The organism is Pedosphaera parvula Ellin514, assembly GCF_000172555.1.
Classification (GTDB): domain Bacteria; phylum Verrucomicrobiota; class Verrucomicrobiia; order Limisphaerales; family Pedosphaeraceae; genus Pedosphaera.
This window is the reverse complement of sequence record NZ_ABOX02000010.1, coordinates 146754-169019: the sequence shown is the minus strand read 5'-3', so window position 1 is coordinate 169019 and position 22266 is coordinate 146754. Positions and strand designations below refer to the sequence as shown.

The 22266-nt window shown below is 55.3% G+C and carries 19 protein-coding genes; 8 read left to right on the top strand and 11 right to left on the bottom strand.

Going from position 1 to position 22266, the window contains the following annotated elements:
- Positions 1-180: 180 nt before the first annotated feature.
- Positions 181-1077 carry a hydroxypyruvate isomerase family protein gene (locus CFLAV_RS10410; protein WP_007414670.1) on the bottom strand — a complete coding sequence of 299 codons (897 nt, stop codon included), beginning with the start codon at positions 1075-1077 and terminating at the stop codon, positions 181-183.
- A 325-nt stretch (positions 1078-1402) separates the two neighbouring features.
- Here CFLAV_RS10410 and CFLAV_RS10405 point away from each other — a divergent pair, with 325 nt between their 5' ends.
- The 3 genes from CFLAV_RS10405 to CFLAV_RS32145 all read left to right on the top strand — a co-directional run bounded on the left by CFLAV_RS10405 (position 1403) and on the right by CFLAV_RS32145 (position 5140).
- The gene (locus tag CFLAV_RS10405) at positions 1403-1762 is read left to right on the top strand and encodes a hypothetical protein (RefSeq protein WP_007414669.1); all 360 of its coding nucleotides are present in this window, start codon (positions 1403-1405) and stop codon (positions 1760-1762) included.
- Positions 1763-1911: 149 nt separating this feature from the next.
- Complete coding sequence (locus tag CFLAV_RS10400; RefSeq protein ID WP_007414668.1) at positions 1912-2415, top strand: hypothetical protein; 504 nt, start codon at positions 1912-1914, stop codon at positions 2413-2415.
- A 532-nt stretch (positions 2416-2947) separates the two neighbouring features.
- Positions 2948-5140, top strand: coding sequence for a family 43 glycosylhydrolase (locus tag CFLAV_RS32145; protein WP_007414667.1), 2193 nt, complete (start codon positions 2948-2950; stop codon positions 5138-5140).
- A gap of 14 nt (positions 5141-5154) precedes the next feature.
- Here the strand turns inward: CFLAV_RS32145 and CFLAV_RS10390 are convergent, their stop codons facing one another.
- Positions 5155-6114, bottom strand: a complete 960-nt coding sequence (locus CFLAV_RS10390) for a LysR family transcriptional regulator (RefSeq protein ID WP_007414666.1) — start codon at positions 6112-6114, stop codon at positions 5155-5157.
- 84 nt (positions 6115-6198) lie between these two features.
- On the opposite strand from CFLAV_RS10390, the gene CFLAV_RS10385 reads away from it, so the two are divergent.
- On the top strand, positions 6199-6603 hold the full coding sequence (locus CFLAV_RS10385) for a DoxX family protein (RefSeq protein ID WP_007414665.1): 405 nt from the start codon (positions 6199-6201) through the stop codon (positions 6601-6603).
- 56 nt (positions 6604-6659) lie between these two features.
- Complete coding sequence (locus CFLAV_RS10380) at positions 6660-7313, top strand: NAD(P)H-dependent oxidoreductase (RefSeq protein ID WP_007414664.1); 654 nt, start codon at positions 6660-6662, stop codon at positions 7311-7313.
- A 95-nt stretch (positions 7314-7408) separates the two neighbouring features.
- On the opposite strand, the gene CFLAV_RS10375 is transcribed toward CFLAV_RS10380, so the two are convergent.
- The 3 genes from CFLAV_RS10375 to CFLAV_RS32140 all read right to left on the bottom strand — a co-directional run bounded on the left by CFLAV_RS10375 (position 7409) and on the right by CFLAV_RS32140 (position 12037).
- Complete coding sequence (locus tag CFLAV_RS10375) at positions 7409-8044, bottom strand: pyridoxamine 5'-phosphate oxidase family protein (RefSeq protein WP_040547872.1); 636 nt, start codon at positions 8042-8044, stop codon at positions 7409-7411.
- Positions 8045-8069: 25 nt separating this feature from the next.
- Positions 8070-8996, bottom strand: coding sequence for an alpha/beta fold hydrolase (locus tag CFLAV_RS10370; protein WP_007414662.1), 927 nt, complete (start codon positions 8994-8996; stop codon positions 8070-8072).
- Between the two features lie 473 nt (positions 8997-9469).
- Positions 9470-12037 (bottom strand): PQQ-dependent sugar dehydrogenase, encoded by a 2568-nt coding sequence (locus tag CFLAV_RS32140; RefSeq protein ID WP_007414661.1) that lies wholly within the window; start codon positions 12035-12037, stop codon positions 9470-9472.
- 329 nt (positions 12038-12366) lie between these two features.
- Here CFLAV_RS32140 and CFLAV_RS10360 point away from each other — a divergent pair, with 329 nt between their 5' ends.
- Both CFLAV_RS10360 and CFLAV_RS10355 read left to right on the top strand, forming a co-directional pair.
- Positions 12367-13191, top strand: a complete 825-nt coding sequence (locus tag CFLAV_RS10360; protein ID WP_007414660.1) for an oxidoreductase — start codon at positions 12367-12369, stop codon at positions 13189-13191.
- A gap of 93 nt (positions 13192-13284) precedes the next feature.
- Positions 13285-14274: a zinc-dependent alcohol dehydrogenase family protein gene (locus CFLAV_RS10355; protein WP_007414659.1), complete on the top strand. Its 990-nt coding sequence runs from the start codon at positions 13285-13287 to the stop codon at positions 14272-14274.
- A gap of 205 nt (positions 14275-14479) precedes the next feature.
- On the opposite strand, the gene CFLAV_RS10350 is transcribed toward CFLAV_RS10355, so the two are convergent.
- The 6 genes from CFLAV_RS10350 to CFLAV_RS10325 all read right to left on the bottom strand — a co-directional run bounded on the left by CFLAV_RS10350 (position 14480) and on the right by CFLAV_RS10325 (position 20211).
- Positions 14480-14926, bottom strand: coding sequence for an SRPBCC family protein (locus tag CFLAV_RS10350; RefSeq protein WP_007414657.1), 447 nt, complete (start codon positions 14924-14926; stop codon positions 14480-14482).
- A 4-nt stretch (positions 14927-14930) separates the two neighbouring features.
- The gene (locus tag CFLAV_RS10345; protein ID WP_007414656.1) at positions 14931-15248 is read right to left on the bottom strand and encodes an ArsR/SmtB family transcription factor; all 318 of its coding nucleotides are present in this window, start codon (positions 15246-15248) and stop codon (positions 14931-14933) included.
- Between the two features lie 239 nt (positions 15249-15487).
- Positions 15488-15832, bottom strand: coding sequence for a hypothetical protein (locus tag CFLAV_RS32135; RefSeq protein WP_150107353.1), 345 nt, complete (start codon positions 15830-15832; stop codon positions 15488-15490).
- Complete coding sequence (locus CFLAV_RS10335; protein ID WP_007414654.1) at positions 15829-16692, bottom strand: DUF899 domain-containing protein; 864 nt, start codon at positions 16690-16692, stop codon at positions 15829-15831. Before CFLAV_RS10335 ends, CFLAV_RS32135 begins: the two co-directional genes overlap by 4 nt.
- A 599-nt stretch (positions 16693-17291) precedes the next feature.
- Positions 17292-18899: a hypothetical protein gene (locus CFLAV_RS10330; protein WP_007414652.1), complete on the bottom strand. Its 1608-nt coding sequence runs from the start codon at positions 18897-18899 to the stop codon at positions 17292-17294.
- Positions 18900-18909: 10 nt separating this feature from the next.
- Complete coding sequence (locus tag CFLAV_RS10325; protein WP_007414651.1) at positions 18910-20211, bottom strand: patatin-like phospholipase family protein; 1302 nt, start codon at positions 20209-20211, stop codon at positions 18910-18912.
- 803 nt (positions 20212-21014) lie between these two features.
- Here CFLAV_RS10325 and CFLAV_RS10315 point away from each other — a divergent pair.
- On the top strand, positions 21015-22169 hold the full coding sequence (locus tag CFLAV_RS10315; protein WP_007414650.1) for an FAD-dependent monooxygenase: 1155 nt from the start codon (positions 21015-21017) through the stop codon (positions 22167-22169).
- Positions 22170-22266: the final 97 nt, after the last annotated feature.

Here is a 22266-nt window from a genome sequence, read left to right as displayed (position 1 = left end):
CCCTCACCCCGCCCTCTCCCATGCGCAAAGGGAGAGGGTGACCACGTCTGGCAGCGCATGGTTGATTGGGCATGATGGTGCGGATTGCCATTAAGGGTTGAGTTCCCATCAGAGCACAACCCTTTTTTGACATTCTTTTTGGAGTACGGTCTAATCGAAAGTTGTTCCAGGCAGGGACAATCAGACGTCGCAGATCTGGACGCCTTGTTTGAGGGAGGCGAGGACGTCCTGGCGGGCGGGGATGAATTCCTGGGCGACGTGGCCTTTGAAGCCGGTCTCGATGATGGCTTTCATGATGGCGGGATAATAGAGCTCCTGGGAGTCGTCGATCTCGTGGCGTCCGGGAACGCCGCCGGTGTGGTAGTGGCCGAAGTATTGGTGGTTATCCTTGATGGTGTGGATGACATCGCCTTCCATGATTTGCATGTGGTAGATGTCGTAAAGGAGTTTGAAGCGGTCGGAGCCGACTTTTTTGCAGAGTTCAACGCCCCACTTGCTGAGGTCGCACATGTAATCGTGGTGATTGACCTTGCTGTTCAGCAATTCCATGCAGAGGGTGACTTTATGCTTTTCGGCAGCGCTCATGATGCGTTTGAGGCCCATGGCGCAGTTTTCGAGACCTTGTTCGTCGCTCATGCCTTTGCGGTTGCCTGAGAAGCAGATCATGTTCGGAAAACCGGCTTCGGCTACCTTGGGGAGGTTTTCTTCAAAGTAGGTGACGATCTTGTCGTGGTTTTCGAGGCGATTTAAGCCGCTGGTGATGCCGCCGGGAACACCGCTGACCATGGCGCAGATAAGGTCGTGCTTTTTGAGGGTGGGAATGTCCTTGATTTCGAGGAGTTCGACGGATTGAAGGCCCATTTCCTTGCCGGATTTGCAGAGTTCCTCGAGGGGAACATCCTTGTAACACCAGGCGCAGACGGAATGATTGATGTGGCCTTTGAGATCTGGTGCGGCGGCAGCGACGGCGTTGTCGGCGGCGGTGAGGCGTTGCGACAGGGCGGCAGCGGCCGCGATGCTGGCGGCGGTGCCGGCGAGTTTGGTTATAGCGGAGCGGCGGGAGATCGGGGAGTTCATAGTACGGTAGATACTACTTGGAGAGGCTGGGGGCAAGGAAGAATTTAGGGAAAGTGTTGCGTGTTGCGTGTTGCGTGTTGCGTGTTGCGTGTTGCGTGTTGCGTGTTGCGTGTTGCGTGTTGCGTGTTGCGTGGGGCGGTTTTTCTGGTGGCATGGGTAATTCGGTAAAAAAGTTTGTGCTGAAGTTGCAAAATGGATTCTGACTGCATACTCTCCTGCGCGCGAAATGGGAAGCCGGGGCGAACCGGATGGGGATGAACCTGATGAATTATCGGCGGGTACGCCGTGAACTTGAAAATTGAGTTGTAAATTAACGAAGTAAATCATGAAGAAAATCAAAGTATCTGAAATCACCAATGAAACGATCCGCAAGGTTGCTGAAGAGAAGAAGGTGAGCTACGGCTTTGTGGTCGCCGTGGATAATCTGAATCCGGAGTCGAAGCTGTATTATTTTCCGTGGGGGCAGGAAGTGATCGATGAGGCGGGCACGGCTTTTTGGCCTGATGCTCCTGAGTTTGCGGCGTTGAAGACGCGCATTACGACGAAGCCGATGACGGTGATGGATGTGATCAAGGCTCTGCGCGCGGTGGAAAACAAGAAGGCCGTGGTGAAGATCAAGGTGGGAGAGACGCAATCGGCCTTGAGCAGTATTGTGAGCGGTGAGGGGACGTTGGTGTTGTCCTGAGTTTGGGGTAATGGTCTTGGGGGCGTGAAGGCTCCCAAGACCGGTTTGGGGGAGTGGATTTTATCCGCGAATTTCGCGAAGGGGCGCGAATTGGGAGACAGAGAATGCAGGGGAGAGTTCAGGGTGCCATTAAATAGGAATTGAGTGATATGTCGTTTTCTACTGCAACTATTTTCGGTAAGCGGACGATGAACCGCATTGATGCCCGTGACTATGTCGAATGGGCGGTGGAAAGACTGGTGCAAGGCAAGGATGGTTATCATCTGCGGATTTTGGCGGGGCTCGATCCCATGGGGAGTATTTTTGAAGCTGAGGAACACTTTGGTCAGGTTTTACGGGAATTGGGAATTCCGGAGCCTGATGAGGCAGGAAAGTTTAGGGCGTATGCCTGTGATCTGGCGGAACGGATTGTCGCGGGAACTTTGGAGGCAAAGGTGGGGCTCAAAGAACTTTATCGAATATGTGTCGCTACCAATTATGGTTCAGAATTTATGGTCTGGCTTTATTTGGATGATGCACTTGATAATATTGAGGCTGGTGTTTATCCACATACCTACGAAAAGGCGACGGCGGAAAATTTCAATGAGTTAGTCAAGATGGAGGCGAGGCGGTTTGTGGATGGGATAAAAAAGGAGAATGGAGGCGAACCCTGAACTTTGGTGAAGTGTACATGAGTAGAGGCTGGCGAGGGGTTGAGGTGTGTAAAGAATTGGCGAGGATAATGGGGATGCGCTGGATTGGGTTGGTGGGTTCCGCTTCGGGTTGCGTGTGTTGAATTGTTTGGAATCGTGGGCCGAAGCGGGTCCGTTATTTTGCCTGTGGCTATAAACTTTCGGTCCTACGGACCTTCGGAGATTGCGCGTTGGGTTGGAGTGCGTCTGGAGAGTTTGATTTTCAAGGGGTGGTTAACTGTTTTGCGAAAGGAGACAGGGAGCACGGTTCGCGATGATTGGTTCAATTGGCTCCATGGCGCAGGTTGCCGTCGTGGACGTTCTTAACCGGGAGGGATCAGTTGTATCGGGAGTTGCCATGCAGTTTTGCGACTGGCGTAGATACTAATGGCTGAAGCCGCGGTGTTAATGATAGAATCCCAATTATGAGGTTTTTGATTCGTCAGCCCTGTAAGAGATGGACTGACGATTTTTTGAGGTGGTGGTTTTATGCCCACAAGGTTAAACATTTTGTATGAATTTTAAATATCTCCTAGTGCTTTTTTGCTGGCTGGCCGGGAGTGTTTTTGGTGCGCCATTTTTTAATCCCATTGTGAGCAATGGGGCGGATCCGTGGGTGGTGGCCAAGGATGGATTTTATTATTACACGCAAACGACCGGTGCTTCGGTAAAGGTGCGACAGACGAGACGGATAGCCGGGGCGATTGGGATTAGCAACACCACGGCCACGACGGTATTCACGCCGTCGGCTCCCTATAACCAGAACGTGTGGGCACCGGAGCTGCATTATCTCCAGGGGAAATGGTACATTTATTATGCGGCGGATGACGGGACGGATGCCAATCACCGGCTGTACGTGGCGGAAGCATCGAGTCCGCTGGGGCCGTACACGCTTAAGGGAAAGATTGCTGATCCTTCAGATTGCTGGGCGATTGACGGGACTGTGCTGGAAAAGGACGACGGGACGCTCTACCTGGTATGGTCGGGTTGGACGGGGGCGACGCATGGGAATCAAAATATTTACATAGCTCCCATGAGCAATCCATGGACCATCAGCGGTCCGCGGGTGAATCTTTCGACGATCGCATATTCCTGGGAGTATCCGAATTCAACATTCGTGAACGAGGGACCGGAAATTCTCAAACGTAACGGCAAGACGTGCATTGTTTATTCAGCGAATGGGACTTGGACGGATAATTATTGCCTGGGATTGATGGTGAACACGGATGGTAATTATTTGAATGCGGCTTCGTGGACGAAGAATTCCAGCCCGATTTTTAAAACTTATGTGGGTGCCGACGGCGCAGTGTATGCGCCGGGTCATTGTGGCTTTACGCATTCCCTGGATGGGACCGAGGATTGGATTATTTACCATGCGGCGCAGTATCAAGGGGCGGGTTTCACCCGGGATGTGCGTGCGCAGAAATTTACCTGGCTTGCAAACGACACGCCGAACCTGGGGCAGCCGATTCCTCCCGGAGTGCCGGTGGCGTCGCCTTCTGGTGAAGAGCGGGCGTTGGAGAGTGCGACCTTGCTTTCAGATGGCCGATTGGCGGTGTGCACCGTGCCTACGAACGGCGTGGTGCAACGGAATTTTCGGTTGCCGGGTACCGGGAGTTGGAGTGGGTGGGGCAGCCTGGGCGGCAGTGGTTTCAAAAAGATTTCGACCGTTCGTTACAATGATGACCGGCTGGCGGTGCTCGGGATAGGGAGTGATGCGCGTGTGTGGCTGAATGCGGAGATGAGTTCCGGCGGTGCGTGGATGGGGTGGGCGTATCTGGGGGGACCGGCGTTCAGCGAAGTGAAGGGGGTGATTTATTCCGACCAGCGGTTGGCTGGGGCGGCAGTGGGAGATGGAACAGCGATGTGGCTTAATTCCCAATCATCCACGAACGGAAGCTGGGGTGGGTGGGTGAGTTTGGGAGGGAGTAATTTTTGGAATGTTGACCTGGTGAAAAGGCTAGACGATCGACTGGTGGTGCTTGGGGTGGGGAGCACAGACGTGTGGATCAATGCGCAGGCGACGGTCAATGGCAGTTGGAATGGATGGCAGAGCATTGGTGGAACAAATTTTAATTATGCGAGGATGTTGTCGCGGCCGGATGGCCGGTTGGCAGTGTTCGCGGTGGGGAGCGGGACGGCAGCGTGGATTAATTCGGAGCTGACGCCGGAAGGTGCGTGGTCCGGTTGGACGAGCCTGGCAGGAAGTGTTTTGACGCGGTTGGAACCGATTTTGTTGTCGGACGGCCGCATGGCGGTATTCGCGACGGGGGATTATAGCGCAGTGACGGTGAACCAGCAGGCAACCGTTAATGGGGCTTGGAGCGGTTGGGTGACGGTGGCGGGATCAGGATTTGGTTCGACTACCGGTGTGCAGATGCCCGATGGACAGTTGGCAGCCCTGACTCACAATTTTGGCACTGCTGAATACTTTAACCAGCAAAGCGGTCCCAGTCATATTTGGGGCGGTTGGAGCGCGCTGGTGGGCGGGGCGGAGGCGCCGAAGTTAAGCTGTTCACAGGCTGGGGACAGTGTCACGTTGCAATGGTCCACCAATGTTTCCGGTTTCAAGCTGGAACAATCCGTGCAGACGGTTCCTTCCTCATGGGGTGCGCTCACTAATGTTCCGACGGTTGTAGGTACCAATAATTCGGTCACGCTGACGATTGATCCGGCGGGAAAAGTTTTCCGGATGCGTCATCCATGAACGGAGAGAAGTTTTCACGCCAGAAGCCTTAATGGTCGAGGATTTGGAACTTGATCGAGCTTTTTGGATTTTTGGAGATTCATAGGGCTGCGGGCGTAGATGGCGGAGAGGGAGTCGAGGAGGGTGCGGAGGGAATCGGAGGTGCGGCCGCGTTGCCAGACGACGAACAAATCGAAGGTGGCTTCGGGGTCCGCGATGGGTACCATGGCGAAGCAGGCGGTCATGTGTTCCTGCATGTCGGCGGAAAGCAGAGTGACGGCGCCTTCGTTGGAAACGAGTTCGAGTGCTTCGGGCAGGTTGGTGGCGTCCTGAATAAAGCGAGGTTTGAAACGACCAGTCTTGCGGCAGAGTTGGGTGAACCAGCGATTGTAGCCGGGCAAATCTTTTTCAGAACCGCCGACAAATCTTTCGTCCTTGAGTTGTTTCATCCAGACGTTTGGTTTGCCGGCGAGCGGGTGGTCGGTAGGAAGGACGGCCAGCATTGGCAAGGTGGCGAGCTTTTTAATGTGAAAGTCGCGTGACAGGTTGCCTTCCAGGGGAGTCATGGCGAGATCGATTTCGCCGCGTCGGAGTCCGGCGATTTGCTCGCCGGGAGTGAGGTCCAGGAGTTTGAGTTTTAATTTGGGATGCTGTTTTCGCAGCGCAATCAGGGCGGGTTCGAGAAATTTTTTGGCGGCGGAGGCGATGTAGCCGATGCGTAGTTGTTCATTTTCCCCGCGCAGCAATCTTCTGACCTCGCCCATGGCATCATCGAATTGCGCCAAGGCCGGGCGGAGTTTGTTGATGGCCGCGTAGCCGGCGCTAGTGGGTTTGACGCCGGCGGAGGTGCGTTCCAAAAGTCTTCCGCCCAGATCGTGCTCCAGCGCCTGCATCTGACGGGTGAGGGCGGATTGGGAGATGCGGAGGCGCGCGGCGGCCCGGTGAAGACTGCCTTCTTCGACCACCACGAGAAAGGAACGGAGTTGCGCAAGCATGCCATATGGTGATGCAAAAAGTGCATCACTGCAATCACCAACGTGCATTATGCAGGAGGAGAGGAGGCGCGTAGGCTGGGGAGTATGAATACAAAACGCGAGAGCAAGCAAATTGGATGGGCAAACATTGGATTGTGGGCGTTGCAGATATTTCTGGCGCTGGCCTTTTTGGCGGCGGGTTCGGCGAAGTTGTCCGGACAACCGATGATGGTTGCGGTATTTGACAAGGTTGGGGTGGGGCAGTGGTTTCGCTATCTCACCGGGGGCATTGAAGTTATTTCGGCGGTTCTGTTGCTGATTCCACGGACGACCGCCTTCGCAGCGTTCACCCTGGCGGTGACGATGACGGGGGCTGTGTTGGCGCATCTATTGGTTCTTGGCGGGTCGCCTGTGGCCCCTGCTGTGCTCCTTGTGTTGGCACTGGTTATTGCATGGGGACGCAAGACGAGGCGTACAAAGGTGTTGGCCGGGGAACTGCAACAAGCCTGATTACGAATTTAGATTCACGAAAGAACAATCAATCGAAACCTGAAAAATAAGAAGTTATGAACACTACATTGAATCGCGAACAACTGATCAGCCAACTCAATTGGCGCTATGCGACGAAGGAATTTGATACGCAGCGCAAGATCAGCCCGGAAGATTGGGCGACGCTTGAGGATGCGCTGGTGCTTACGCCATCGTCAGCTGGTTTGGAACCGTGGAAATTTGTTGTGGTAGCTGATCCGGCGAAGAGGCAGGAGCTTATCGGGGCATCGTGGGGGCAGCGGCAGATTGTTGAAGCTTCGCACCTGGTGGTGTTCGCGGCGAAGACGAATCTGAGCACACGTGATGTGGATGCTTATATTGACCGGATTGCCAAGACGCGCGGAGTTCCGGTGGAATCGCTGGCCGGATTTCGTGACATGATGATTGGAGGCATCATTCAAGGGAAGCATGATGTTGCGCGGCAGGAATGGGCATCGCGGCAGGTTTATATCGCGCTGGGAAATTTCCTGAACAGTGCGGCGGTGCTGGAAATCGATGCCTGTCCGATGGAGGGTTTTGATCCGGTGAAATATAATGAAATTCTTGGGCTGACTGAAAAGGGATTGAGCGCGGTGGTGGTGGCCGCGGCTGGATATCGGGCGGCTACGGACAAATATGCGGCCTTGAAAAAAGTGCGGTCACCGAAGAACGAGGTGGTGGTGAGGGTTTGAGGTGAGTGAGAAACTGGCAAGAATGACTGGGATAGGTGGCGGTGGGTGCGAGGGGACAATTTCATGGATGGTTTTCCATCTTGAGGCAAGTTGTTTCAGCGCGTTTTGTTCAGGTCATCCAGTGCCACTTGGAGGGCCTTGTTTTGTTGTTCCAATTCCACCAGCCGCCTTTCCATAGGCGCGACTGCTTCCTGAATTTGCTCGGCTGTGAAACGGGGAGTGATGTGCTGAGGGCAATTCCAATCGAATGCTTCGATACGAATCACAAACACTCGCTCGATCACCGCCTTATACGCCGGATCGCGGATCCTTTTGATCCATTCGGCTGCCTGCTCACCTTCAAAGATATCGGTGTAGCCCAAAATCTTCAGGCGTGTCTGCGCAGGATAGTCCATCAAAAACAGAGCCACGCGATTGTCGGTCGTCAGATTGCCGGCGCTGACGAACTGCCTGTTGCCAGAAAAATCAGCGAACGCGATCGTCCGCTCGTCGATGACCTTCAGAAAACCCTTCGGACCTCCCCGATGCTGAACGTAAGGCCAACCGCCTTGTCCAACGGTCGCCATGTAGAAGCTATCGCGCTCTGCAATGAACGCGGATTCCTCCGGACCCAGCTGATCCGGTGAAACTGAGGACTGCTCCAGCCTTGCGTATTGCCGGCGGCTGCCATACCGCGACTGCAAGGCCTTGACGACCGGACTGAACATCAATGATGCGAACCTTCGTGTCATGACCCCTAGTATATCCGAGGGCCGCCTAAATTACGAGCCGGTTGGTTGGGACTGCGAAATGCTGCTCATGAAGGAAGGTTTCGATCAAATTGGCAATCTCGTCGCCGTGGGTTTCGAGTGCAAAATGACCGGTATCCAATAAATGGGTCTCAACGTTCTTCAAGTCGCGCGCGTAGGGTGCGGCACCTTCAGGTGGAAAAATAAAATCATTCTTTCCCCAGGTAATCAAAGTTGGCGGCTGCTGATCCCGAAAGAAGGCTTGGAATTCGGGATAGAGAGGGACGTTGGTCCGGTAGTCGTAGAACAGGTCCATTTGGATGTCTCTATTCCCGGGACGGTCCAGCCCGAGCTGATCCAAGGTCCAGGTGGTTGGATCCAGCAAAGTCAGGTCAGCGACGCCGTTTTCATATTGCCAGCGTGTTGACTTTGGATCGACCAAGACGTGGAGCGCTTTGCGATTTTCGGGTGTCGGGTTGGCCCAGTATTTCTTGATGGGATCCCAGAACTGCAAGAGGCCTTCGTCGTACGCGTTGCCGTTTTGTATAATGAGTGCCTGCACACGATCGGGATGTCGCAACGCGAGGCGGTAGCCAATCGGCGCGCCGTAGTCCATCAAGTAAAGTGAGTATTTGGTGAGCCCCAGTTTTTCCACGAGTTGCTCTATGACATTCGTCAGATTCTCGAACGTGTATGCAAAAGCGTTATGGTCCGGCATGCTGCTTTGGCCGAAGCCGGGATAATCGGGGGCTATCAGGTGGAATGAGCCGGCAAGGCGGGGGATGAGATTGCGAAACATGTTTGATGACGTCGGGAAGCCATGCAAAAGCAGGATAACCGGCGCATCCGCCGGGCCGGCCTCGCGATAGAAGATGTCCAATCCATTCAAAGTAGCGTGTTTGTAATGCACGCGGTTTTGTTCAGAGGTAGATGTGCGGTTGGTTGCGATTTTCATAATTCGGAGTAGTTGTTTTGCCGTTAATGGTGCGGTTGTGCTTGTGCTCCTTTATTTTGCGCTGGCCTGTATCTGAGGACCAACGACGGCGTTTTTCACACCTTTGATATTACGCTCTGGCCAAAGAGTTCGTTTCGCAAGGGGAATGTCTCTTCTTAAGAATTATTATCACCATCATCCAGGTGCAAGAGGCGAGGGGCGGCGCTCAAACAGCAGTCGCCAGATATTCAGATGAAAATACAGAATGATCAGAATTTGAAACTACTTTGCGAAATACTGGCACACTTTAAAACCGTCCTGGTATTCAGTTTCGACTTTTATCCAAATCGTGGTGATAACGAACAGGCATTGCGGAGATAGAATACTAATATCTCCGTCAGCACGGATTCCGATTTTGCGCGGTGTGCACGCGGTAAAGATCGAACGCGGGTCCGAAGGGTTCAGGTTTGAAGGGGCCGGTTTCGCCCGATCAATCACGGCAAGGCCAGACGGTAGGACACGTTGGTGTTGGCCGGGTCAATGGGAACCACGACATGATTGGTTCCCGTCGTATTCGGCACATCAAACCAATTCGAGCCAAGACCGTTGGTCTGGACTTGCAGACGCCCACCCGCGACTGGCCAGGAGATGTCGAGGCTGTTGCCCGACAACTTGGCCACCAGGCGGCGCAGCGAGGCCAATTTGTAAACGATCCCGCCGGTCCCGTTTGCCGAGGTGTTGGTCACGAGCGCGTACAGCTCGCCATCAGCATCCTGCCCGAAGCCATGCACGGTGAGGCCGTTTGGCAAAACCGCCGAACCGCCAAACTGGGGCAATGGAAATGCCTTGATCAGACCGGTCTGAAGATCGGCGTAAAAGATACGGCCATCCGCCCGCACGGGGGCTGTTTTCAGGGCCAGGTCGCCGAAGATATATTTCCCATACAACTCCGGAATCGCACTGCCGCGATAAACGAAGCCGCCAATAATGGAGATGCCATCATTGTGATCGTATTCCAGTGTCCCCAAGGTGCCGGAAATCGGGTCGATGAGACCCGCGGGACTTCCCGGGCTGCGATTTCCTGGCGGAGCCCCGATGGTGCCAGCGGCCCCGGCCGGACCGTTGGTGCGGTTGAAAAGGAAATCTCCTTCCTTGATCGGCCAGCCATAATTGCCGCCCATCACGATGCGATCAATCTCCTCGACGTTGTTTTGGCCAACGTCGGAGTGAATCAGGTCGCCAGTAACGTGGTCGAAGGAAAAGCGATAGGGATTGCGCATTCCATAGGCGTAGATCTCCTTCAACTGGCCCGGCCCTTGGAACGGATTGTTGGCCGGGATGCGGTATTGGCCGTTGGCACTGATCGGATCCGAACTGCCGGGCGTCAGGGCTGGGTTGAGCGGGTCAAACCGCAGGAATTTACCCAACGGTGTGCTCAGGTTCTGGGCGTTGCCGCCCGGCACGATGTGGCTCAATCCGACATCGTTGGCATCGCCGCCATCGCCCAAGGCGAGATACATGTAGCCGTCCGGGCCGAAGGCGAGCGTGCCGCCGTTGTGATTGCCCGCGTTCTTGCCAAAGGAGATGACCTCGCGGCGCGACGTAGGATCAACGACACTGGCGTTCGTGGACGAAATCTTCCACTCGTTGACGACGTTCTTATAGTTGTTGGTGGCGGTAGTCGGGACGGGGTAAGTAGGCATCGTTGCTGCCGGTATTTGTTCGCTGTTGTAGGTATAGAGCGTACGATATCCGGGGCTGGCCGGATTGGTGTAACCAGGATGAAAGGCCAGTCCGAGGAAACCGCGCTCGTCGTTGGCGTTGGTCCTTACCAGCGGCGGCGACACGCGGCTCTGAATGTCGAGAGCCGGTTCAGGGAGCATGGTGCCGTTCTGGATGACTCGCAGCAATCCGTTTTGCTCGATCACGAACAGGCGGCTGTGGTCACCCGGAGGGTTGATGGCGTAGTCGGGCGCGGCCAGGCCGGTGGCAATGGGCTGCAGGAGGAGGCTGATGTCCCCGTTCGTAATCGGTGGCAGGTACCTGCCCATGGTTACATGTACAGGTGCGGAGGTCGCTTTGGCGCCGAGATTGTCCGAGGCCACTGCAGTCAGCGTATGCAAGCCAACCGCAAGGCTGGCCGTGACGCTGTACGGACTGTTGGTGGCGTTGCCCAGTGACAGGAGTCCGTCGAAGAACTGGACGTTCGTCACGGCCCCATCCGTATCGCTGGCGGAGGCCCGGATGGACACCGCAAGGGAACTGCTCAGGATGGCATTGTCAATCGGGTTGGTGATGGTCACGCTCGGCGGCGTATTTCCGTTACTGACCGTCACATTCACGACGCTGGACGTGGTGGAGAGACCGAGGTTGTCCGTGGCCACCGCCGTGAGCGCGTGGCTGCCGGCGGAGAGAGCGGCCGTCACGGTGTAAGGAATGTTGTTGGTTCCGCCAAGAAAGGTTCCGCCGTCGAAGAAGGATACGTTCGTCACGCTGCCATCCGAGTCCTGGGCGGTGGCAGTAATGGGAACAATTGCTGGCGCGGTGAATGATGCGCTGTTGGCCGGTGAGCTGATGGCGACGGTGGGCGGCACATTAGCCGCCGCCGGTGTGGAGCGGTCATAAGTAAAACCACCGGCGAAGTGTCCGCCCAGGTAGGTAAATTTAAGCGAGAGATAAATGTCATCTGATTTTAGATGAAGAACCAGTTGCTGGCCGGGCAGGTTGATCACTGGATTTCCTGCGCCGGCGGTCTCCCAATCGGTGTAAGTCAAGGTTGCGTAGTCGGCGAGTGAGCCCACCGCCCATTCGGTATCGGCAGGGCTGAAATTATGGGTATAAGCCGTTTCAGTGACGCCGTTAAACATGCCCGAGGAGATTGCGCGCGTGAGCGAGACGTTAGGCGTAAGTTGATCTCGATTTGCGGCCTGGGTCGGGTCGGACGCTGGTTGATTGTAGGTGATCACCGGGCCGTTCCAGACGGTAGCCGCACGGCTGCTCAGAGGACTGAACAACGCGATACAGCAAAGACCCATGAGTATGTAATTGGTGTGCGGTTTCATTTTGCGCCTTCTATTTTCAACTAATTTCGACAACCGGGAATATGGACTCATGGCATGTAAGAGGAACAAACATTGGATTTGTTCCCCCGATCCGTTCTTTTTTGGAGATGGTGGATATCGTCACCGCAACTGGCGGTTGCCGCTGAGGTTGTTAACCTTCGCATATGATCGTTTACAAGTATGCCTATGCAGTGTGTCTTGGAAGCAGAATATTTACAGAAAATATGCTATGGTGAGAAAACGGGCTGAGCGGGGATTCGTCAAGAGGGTTTTCCCTACTTGGCTCGGAGAAATCGATGCCGGACGCAGGATGGCGGGAAAAGTGAATTATGAACGAGAAAGATACTGTGTTGATAACGGGTGTCTCCTCCGGCATTGGGAGGGAGACGGCACGACTGCTCTCCGAACGAGGCTTTCGCGTTTTTGGGACGGTGCGGAACCGACCTCCAGCCAACTCAGCAATTTCCGGGGTTGAAACGGTAATGATGGATGTGACGGACGAAGGAAGTGTGGGGAATGCCGTGCAATTCGTCCTGCAGCAGACTGGTAAGATTCACGCATTGATTAACAATGCTGGTTATGCGCTGGCTGGCGCGCTGGAGGAAACGAGCATCGAGGAAGCGCGGCAGCAGTTTGACACTAATTTCTTTGGAGTGTTGCGGATGATCCAGGCCGTCCTTCCGACAATGCGACAGCAGGGTTACGGTCGCATTGTGAACATCAGTTCGGTAGCGGGTTTTCTGCCTCTGCCTTACCGGGGGATGTATGCCGCGAGCAAGCACGCCCTGGAGGGTTACACCGAAGCGCTGGACCACGAGATCAGGCAATTCGGGATTCGAGCGTTGCTGATTGAACCCGCATTCACGAAGACCGAAATCGAAAGTCACGGCAAGGCCGCGTCCACGGTGCTGGACGTTTATTCAAAGCAGAAACAACGAGTGGCAGAGAGCATTCAACGCCAGATTGCCAAGGGAGATGATCCGCGGGCGGTGGCCGAAGTTGTTTATCGCGCGCTCATTGCCCCATCGCCGCACCTCCGTTACCCGGTCGGCAGCGGCGTGGGGTTACGGCGACTGCGGAGCTTCGTGCCGGAGCGGATGTTTGACAGGAGGTTTTCCAAACAGTTTCACCTGGATGAAGCCACCCAGAGGTGAATGAAGGTGGTTCTGTGCTGATAAAGGCAAAACAACCATTGAAATTGTGTCTGCTGAATTTTTAAAATAAACGTAATCTCAACCAAGATCCCTATGCCCACACTGATCCGTTTCCACAAGACCGGCGGCCCGGAAGTTCTCCAGTATGACCAGGTACCGGCTCGCGCACTGCAATCCGGAGAAATCCGGCTGAAGGTCGAGGCCATTGGTCTCAATCGTGCGGAAGTCATGTTCCGCGCGGGGCAGTATGTCGAAGCGCCGGTGCTGCCCTCGATGCTTGGCTACGAAGCTGCCGGCGTGATCGAAGAAGTTGGCCCCGATGTAAAGGGTTTGAAGCCGGGCGACCGCGCGGCAAGTATTCCCGGATTTTCGATGACTCGCTACGGGGCGTATGGCGATTCGGTGGTGCTTCCCGCTGCCCTCATGGCCAAGACACCAGACCGTGTGTCCTCGATCGAAGCTGCCGCTTCCTGGATGCAATATTGCACCGCTTACATGCTCATTGAATATGGTGGGATGAAGCGCGGGGATACCGTCCTGATCACCGCCGCAGCCAGCAGCGTTGGATTGGCGGCAATCCAACTGGCAAATGTGGTTGGCGCGAGACCGATTGCCACAACCAGGAACGCGGACAAGGTGCAGGCCTTGCTTGAGGCAGGAGCAAGCGCGGTCATCAACACGAAGGAAAGCAATCTGGTGGAGCAAATGCGCCAATTGACCAATGGGAAGGGAGCGGACATTATTTTTGATCCGGTTATTGGGCCACAGTTGGAGGCATTGTGCGAAGCCGCCGCGCCGTCCGCTCAAGTTTTTCTCTATGGATTGCTGGATCCGCGGCCGGTTCCATTTCCCTTGATCACAGCGCTTACGAAGGATCTCACGTTTCGTACCTATAAGATGTCGCTGCTCACGGGAAATCCAGAACGTCTGGAACACCTGAAGGCCTGGATAACTCAGCAGCTCGAAAGCGGGGCGTTAAAGCCGAAGATCGCGCGTGTATTTCCCTTTAAACAAATGGTCGAAGCACATCGTTACATGGAATCGAGCGAGCAGATCGGCAAGATTGTAGTCAGCGTGCCGTGAAGCACCCTGACCACAATCGAAACCACCGCATCTGCTTATTACAAGTTATTGGGGAGGATGTAACTCAAGGACCACGGCGCTTTTGTCGCCGACGCGAAGTCCACGGTTGTAAGGATCATATCGGCATCGGTTACGATGCCCGCGGCAGGCTGCTTCAATTCAGCTGCCGTGCCGCGGCTTCTTTCGCCATGAGTTTCGATCAGCCCTACGAACATCCGGGGAAGACATTGAGGGGTTGGCCGGTTTCGAGGAAGGATTTCATGCTGGAGAGCACGCGTGGCCAGCCTCCGGAAACCTTGGCAGTCATGGTCGAACCAGGCTTGAAGTCGCCATGTTTTACCGTGAGGCAGACCACGTCTTTCATAGGCTCAATTTCAAAAGTCACGCGGGAAACATCCGCTGCGTTGTCAGGATCCACCCAGGTCAACACCAAACGTTTTGGCGGTGTGCTTTCCAGGACCTCGCCGACCACCATGACTTCACTCCTGTCATCCCCATCAACGTGCTGCCATTTGGACCCTTTCTTCCAGTCGGAGACATTCTCATTACCTGCCCAATACTTCCGGGCGAATTCGGGTTTGGTAATGGCGGCCCACAGGTTTTCCGGGGTCGTGCGAATATAAGTCACATAAACGAGTTCAGGCTTTTCCATAGTGTTATTCTTTCTGGTTTTCTTCGAGACCCTTTTTGAGATCGCTCAAGGCCTGAAGGCGATGGCGTTCATACTTGCTAATCCAACGCTCGTAGATCTCGTGCAGCGGCGTCGGATTGAGGTAATGCAGTTTTTCACGTCCGTGCCAGACGGTGGCGACAAGATTCGCCGCTTCGAGCAAGGCCAGATGCTTGGTGACAGCCTGTCGCGTCATGTCGAGGTGGGCACACAATTGGGTCAACGTCTGGCCATTGTTCTGGTGCAACTCATCGAGCAATTTGCGACGGCTTTCGTCAGCCAAAGCCTTGAACACTGCATTCATCACACACTTAGAATGTGCAACTATATGGTTGCCTGTCAAGGCTGCTCATTGAGTCGAGGTTTAATCGTGTTTTGGCAATTTGATGAGGTATGAACAATGGACTGATCGGTTCAGAATCATTGAGAGCACAAGGAGCGTCATTAATTTGGTTTGCCCCTCCTCAGCCACGCGCCGCATCTTCTTCTCCGCGAGCGTCTCGACCACTATTCCCGGAAGTTCCACGTGGTGATTTTAATTATTTAATCCCGGTTGTTTCGTTGGCTGGAAATTGAGTGGGCGCCATCGAGTGCCTTGTTCTGAGAGGCGAGCCGGGACAGACGTTTCAGCGCCAGGCAGAGCAGCGTGGCGACGCACAGGATCAGCAGCGATGTCCGAAGGTTGGATGCACTTGCAACCGAGATGCCGACGCCGCTGAACAGCGCCACATACGCCGCGACACAAATGGGACATTTGGGCAGCAAGACCAGCGTGGCGCCTGGAATAATCCAACCGGCGATCTCACCGCCACGCCGCCAGCGCGACGCGGGCCGAGGAGGGTTCTCGCGGGCCTGCGTCGCTACCTGGCGGCAGTGGCAAGTCTTCACGCGTGCGCCTCCGCCGAGTGGCAACACGAGTTGGCGTTTTGCGGAAGGGGCCCGTATTCGTCGTGGCGGCGAATCCAGAAGCCGGTTTCATTGCGCCCGAGTGGTGCGCGGTCGAGCCATTGGTACAAGCCCCAGAGGCCGTCCAGTCCACGCGCATAGGTGGAATAGGTGTGGTAGACGACACCGTCCTCGAGCACGAACGCGCTCATGCCGGGAGTCTCCCGGATGTAGGTCGCCCAGTCCGTGCCGACGCTTGCCGCGAGCTTCGTTCCGGCTTCGGTCACCGCGCTCGCGGCGATCTCGTTCGCGCGTGAACTGACTCCACTCTTGCGGAAGTTGTACTCGATTTCTCCCGAGCGCTGCTGCTCCTGAGTGTATGAGACGTTGAAATCGAGGTTGAAGTTGGTGCTGGACGACGACGCCCAGGGAAATGTCCAGCCCATCCGCCGCTTGTACGCCTGCAACTTCGCGAGCGGCGCGCGCGACACCGCGCAGAGCGTGACATCATGATTCGCGAGGTGGACGACGGAGCCGTTGAAGCCGTCCGCGATTGCCGAGCAGGACGGACAGCCCGCCTGGTAGTCGGGGCCGAACATGAAGTGATAGATGAGAAGCTGCGAGCGTCCTTTGAAGAGATCGGCGAGGAATACCTTGCCGTCGTCCGTCTCGAAGCGGTACTCCTTGTCGATTCGAACCCACGGCAGCTCCTGTCGCCATTGCGCCAGTTCGTCGCTGCGTCGCGTCAGCGCCTTCTCGGCCTCGAGGAGTTCCTTCCGGGCCGCAATCCATTCTTCTCGCGAGACTACCTTGTGTTTTGGCTGCAGACTTACCGGCTCAGACTTCGTTGTTTTTGTACTCATGTTTTTCTTTCCCTGGCTGATCCCGCGACTGCGGGACCGGCCGTTTGTTTACTGTTGTTTGTTTGTTTGCTGGTTGCTTGATTCTTTTAAGACTCACGCTTCATGATGCGGCTCCTCTTTGAGTGGGCTTCCCGCAATCGCTGGCGTGTCCGGCCCAGGAAACCTTGGTTGTCATGGTTGCTCTTGTGCAACTCATCGAGCGATTTGCGAGGGCTTTCGTCAGCCAGAGCTTGAACACTGCATTCATCTGAGATGAATATGCAACCAAATGGTTGCATGTCAAGCGTCATTAAGTGAGTGAGTAAAGTAATGGCAAAAAATAACGGGGATGCGCCTGATTGCGCTGATGGGTGCCGCTTCGGGTTGCCTGGATGGAACTATTTAGAATCGCGGGCCGAAGCGGGGATTCTTTTGGGGATTGATTCCTATAGACATGCCGACCCTACGGGCCTTAAGAAAGTCGCCGGTTTGCCCAGGTCAGATAAGTAAAATGTGGGCTGGAATGACGGTTTGACGAAAGCCATTCGCAAGTCACTCGAAGGGCCTTTCTTGCCAAAACTTTCCCGACTTCACTTAGGATTGCGGCTTCGCGGTTGTCTTCAGAACCAGACACCCATATCCAACGTGTAAATCCAACCCTTATTACCCGGCGAGAAAGGCAACGCGATGTTGCCAGCGGGTGCCTGAGATTCGAAGAGTGCCTGGAAATTCACCCGCATTTCCTTGCGCTGGAAGGGAAACGCTGTCAAGCCGAAGCCCAGCTCCCAGGGGCTGCCATATTGACCGAAGACTTTTGAAGGTGCGAAGTAGGCCTGCAACACCTTTGGCACGATCATCTTTGACGCCTGCAGCTGGAACCCATGGTCGAAGACGTTGTCGACAGGGATGGCCCCCCCCGTCACGTGAAAATTATCCAGACGTCGGAAATAATATTCGCCTTCGAGCGACCAGCCCTTGTACTTCATCCCCGCCTCCAGGTCCACCATCTGATATCTAAGCTCTTGGATACTGCCTGAAGTTCCAAACGGGTGAGGGCTGAAGATCAGTGTGCCATCCGAAAGGAAGAACTGGGTATTCTCGAAACCGTTTTCCTGGGGCTGAGATTGCGCAGACTCAGTGCTGTGGGTGTAATGGACACCGAAGAGCGTCGCCAGTTCCTGGTGTTCTTCATAGTCGCCAAATCCGAGGGTGGGCCCGAATTCTCCGGTGGTCGGCAGCCACCATAGGGCGGTCGCAACTGTATCCAGTTTGTTGTCCAACTGGGCCCCGCTGACACCCAACGTGCTGAGATTGTTTACCAGCGCCACTTTATACTGGAGGCGGGGAGGGGCAATCTTTCCTTCGAGCATGATCCCCGTCGAGTAGGAACCCCGGAAGAACTCATCTGCCATCGTGCGGTGATCGATTTTAATCCAATTCGGGAATGACTGGCTGGTGCTGCGCGTCGTCGGAACTGAGAAAATACCGCCCCTAAAATTCAGCCATTCATAGAATGAGTACGTTGCGTTTCCTCCGACATTGATCTGCGTTTGCTCGCCCATGGAACTATTTTGCGTCCAAACCCAGAATTGGTAGTCAAACCGCTCATCAAATAACCATCCCCGGAACATGATTTGCTCCCGGTTCAACTGGAAGTCCTGGCGCTGCTGGACTGGGTGGGTGCGCCCAAAAGCGTCAGTGTAACTGGGATCTATTCCAAGTTTGTTCAGGTAACGCAGATAAGTAAGAACGCCGAAACCCAGTTCCCCGAGGGGCCCGCGAGCGAGAACGAATCCCTTTCCAGGCTCATAGGGACCCCAGAACTTGGCCCAGCCCTCGGCCTTTGCACCTGCTGAAGGCATTGGCTCTGGCGGAGGCGGGGAGGTTGCCACTTGGGGCGCAGTTAGATCCGTCACCTGATTCGTGGTCGCGACAGGTTGCTGAGCGACGGGTTGTGGGGCGATTGTATCCTTGGACTGGGGAGCGCCCAGTTCCACTTCCAGTGCCTTCATCCGGGCATCGAAATCCCCAAGCTGCCGCTGCAGGTCCTTCTTCATGGACTGGAGTTCCTGCAGTTGCCGTTCTATACGTTCCCGCTTCTGGGCGTCAGTGGATGATTCCGGAGTCGTCTGCGCCTGCATCAATCCGGGCGTGAAAAGCAGGAACGGCAGCACCGCGATTATCCCCAACCGTCCAGAAACCCTCAACCCTTTCCTGGCGAAGTTCATAGTATTGGGGTTAGTGCACGCGTGACGACGCAGAACGGGAGGCGCGTTTCCGGCGGATATGCCGGGATGGCTGAGTTGCCCGGGAACGCCGGGATGGACGGCTCCGATGTTTCGGTTTTCCATTTCCGTTCCCATTTGGGGAAATTGCTTCTTCCTTGGGCATCGCGGGTGGGACGGCTGCTTTTTTGGGCGCCTTCGGTGGGAGGTCGAAAACACGAACACCCGGGATCTCCGCTGCAGGAAACGTCCACTCGCGATTGGCCAGTGAAAGGCGGATCGCCTCCACGCCCCCCGCCCAGCGCTCGTTGACGGTCGCACGAGAAAACTCCGCGTCTTTCCATTGTCCGGAAGTGGACCGATGGGTATCGGTCAGAAAAGCGACGGTCCACTTGCGGTCGTCGTATTGCGTAGCGATCCGCATCACGTCGGGATTGTCTTTCAGATGAGCCGGCATTTTGGCCAGCAAGCGTCCGATGGAGGCACGCAGCTCGCCAATCTCCCTGAGCCGGTCCGTGCTGAACCGCTGCTTGCTGGAATACTGAATGTCCTTGATGCGCTCCAGCACCTGAACCATGTCATGCGGTTTCTCACCCTTGTTAGGAAAGAGATTGACCTGTACGATGAGGGCAGTGGTCAGTGGCTTTTGGTCCCAGACGTAAGTGATCGGCGTGTTGGAGACGAGGCCGCCGTCCCAATACTCCTCGCCATCGATCTCCACTCCGGGAAATGCGGGTGGCAGTGCACCGCTGGCCATCACATGCCTGGATGTGATCCGGATATCCCGCGTATCGAAGTACTTCGATTCACCCGTACGCACGTTCGTTGCCCCGAGGGACAATCGCATCTTGCCTGAATTGAGCAGGTCGAAATCGACGAGCTCTTCCAGTGTTGGTTCGAGTGGGGAGGTGTCGTAGAAACTAAGCTCGTTGGGAGATGCCGACGGCATCAGCAGTGGGGATGGATGGCGAGGCACGTAGAACCCTGGAATGCCACACGTCGCTCCGCTCAAGACACTCAGGCGGTCCAGAAACGGCCGAATCGGGTCGAGCACTGGAGGAGGCGTCAGCGGGGCGTAGGCCGACACGCGGTACCAAAATTCGCGCAATCGTTCGACGCGGCGTTCGGGCGGATTGCCAGCGATGATGGCGGCGTTTATAGCTCCAATTGAGATGCCGACCACCCAGGTTGGCAACATGCCGGCCTCGGCCAGAGCTTCGTAAACGCCAGCATGATAGGAGCCCAAGGCGCCGCCACCCTGCAACAGCAGGATTTCGTGGTCAAAATGACTTCGTTTTATTGTTCGCTGCTTCATGGGAATAAGAGTTGGAGAGATCGCGGTCAAATTGAATTGTCTTTTGCTACCCGCTTCGTTGCGGCTGGCGATCTCTCTCCTGTATTGCAAGACGATACGCAGGCTGGTGTGGCGGAAGATATGGGGTTTTGACCCCAGGCTGAGGCTGGTCGTGAGTCTGGAGATCCTGAGTTATACCGAATGCCAAAATCAATTTCCGAAATGGGGAAAAGAACCGGATGAATGAAGGCGATAAGCCTGATGAACGTGGAGACTGAGAATGGCATGGCCTTGGGGCAATAGTATCTACACAAGTCCGGCAAGTGGCTGTAGTGCGGGTCGAAGGACGCTCATGGGTTGTTGGGTTGGAGACTTGCAGGTGAGAATGCTGCGACCCGGAAAGCGGGGGTTGCGCCATCCTGTTCCGCTTCGGATGGCGGGAGTTGAAAGTTGGCATCGTGGGTCGAAGCGGTTTTTTAGGGGAACGTGTTCCCAGGCCTGCGCCTGCGGCTCCGACCTGGGCTAAGATAAAGCCGGCCCTTTGGGCCTGAAGAAATGGAGGCTCGAGCGAATCGGTACGCTTCGTGCAATTTTCCGACTTGTGTAGATACTCATGCCTTGGGGAGGAGGAATTTCGTTAGTCGTTGGTGCAGGGTGTTTTTGATTTGAGGCGGCGTCGTCGTTGTCGGCCTTCTCAAACCAAAATGCCTCCTGCCCATCCGGAAATTTCTTTCGGCATGCGGTATAACACTCCCTAGCCCTCGCAGCATTTCGGGCTTATTCACAGTTGATGAAAGGCGAAAGCTTTTATCAATAGGAGAAGCATGGATGACTCGGAGCATGGGATTGTAATCGTTGGAGCGGGTCCGACGGGGCTGGCTTTAGGCGCGGAACTGAAACGGATCGGTGTTTCTTCACTGATTCTGGATCGGCTTGCTGTCGGTGCCAATACTTCGCGCGCTGCGGTCATTCATGCGCGCACGCTGGAGGTGTTGGAACCGCTGGGAGTGACTGCCGAATTGCTTAAGGAGGGAATCGTTATCCCAACGTTTCGTATTCGAGATAGGAGTCGCATATTGGCCAGCGTCAGCTTCGCGGATCTGCATACAAAGTATCCATTCACTCTGATGTGTCCCCAGGATTGCACCGAGGCGATTTTGGCGCGGCGGCTTGAATCACTTGGGGGTGTTGTGCAACGTCCCTGTGAAGTGGTGGAGATCCGCCCCGGTGAAAATGAGGTGGAGGTGCAATTTAAAAGTGGCGGGGAGGTTAGAACCATGCACGCACAATGGGTGGTGGGTTGTGACGGTATGCACAGCATAGTCCGCGAACAGGCCGCGATTCCGTTTCTGGGCGGCGCTTATGAGGAAAGCTTTGTGCTGGCTGACGTGGAGATGGATTGGCCTCTCGGCAGGGAAGAGGTGAATTTATTCTTTTCGGGCGACGGGTTGGTGGTTGTGGCGCCACTGCCCGGCAATCATTTCCGCATTGTGGCGTCGGTGACAGAGGCGCCGCCTGAGCCTTCGATTGCAGACTTTCAGCAGATTCTGGAGGAGCGCGGGCCGGAGAAGGGTGCCATGACCATTCATCGAATGGCGTGGTCGTCTCGATTTCACGTCCAGCACCGGATTGCCAAGTCTATGCGGCAAGGGAGAGTCCTGCTGGCTGGCGATGCGGCGCATGTGCATAGTCCTGCGGGCGGCCAAGGCATGAATACAGGGATTCAAGATGCCATCGCGCTCGCTGGTGCGTTAAAAGTAACGCTTCAAGGAAATGTCACCGCCCTGGATGCATGGGAGGAGAAACGGTTGGAGATTGCGCACTCAGTCGTGAAAATGACTGATAGAATGACGAAGATGGCGACGGCTTCGTCGTCTGGCGTAAAGATTTTACGCAATGCGGTGGTGAGCATTATCGGGCATATTCCGTTTGCGCAACATGCGTTGGCGGAGAAGTTGTCGGAGTTGGATAATAGATGAGGGGGAATGGATAATTTGGAGGGTGGGACGGGGGTTGCGGCGGTGCGCACGGTGAGTGTCATTACTTTGGTTTGGCCTTTTCCTTTCGTTTCTGGAG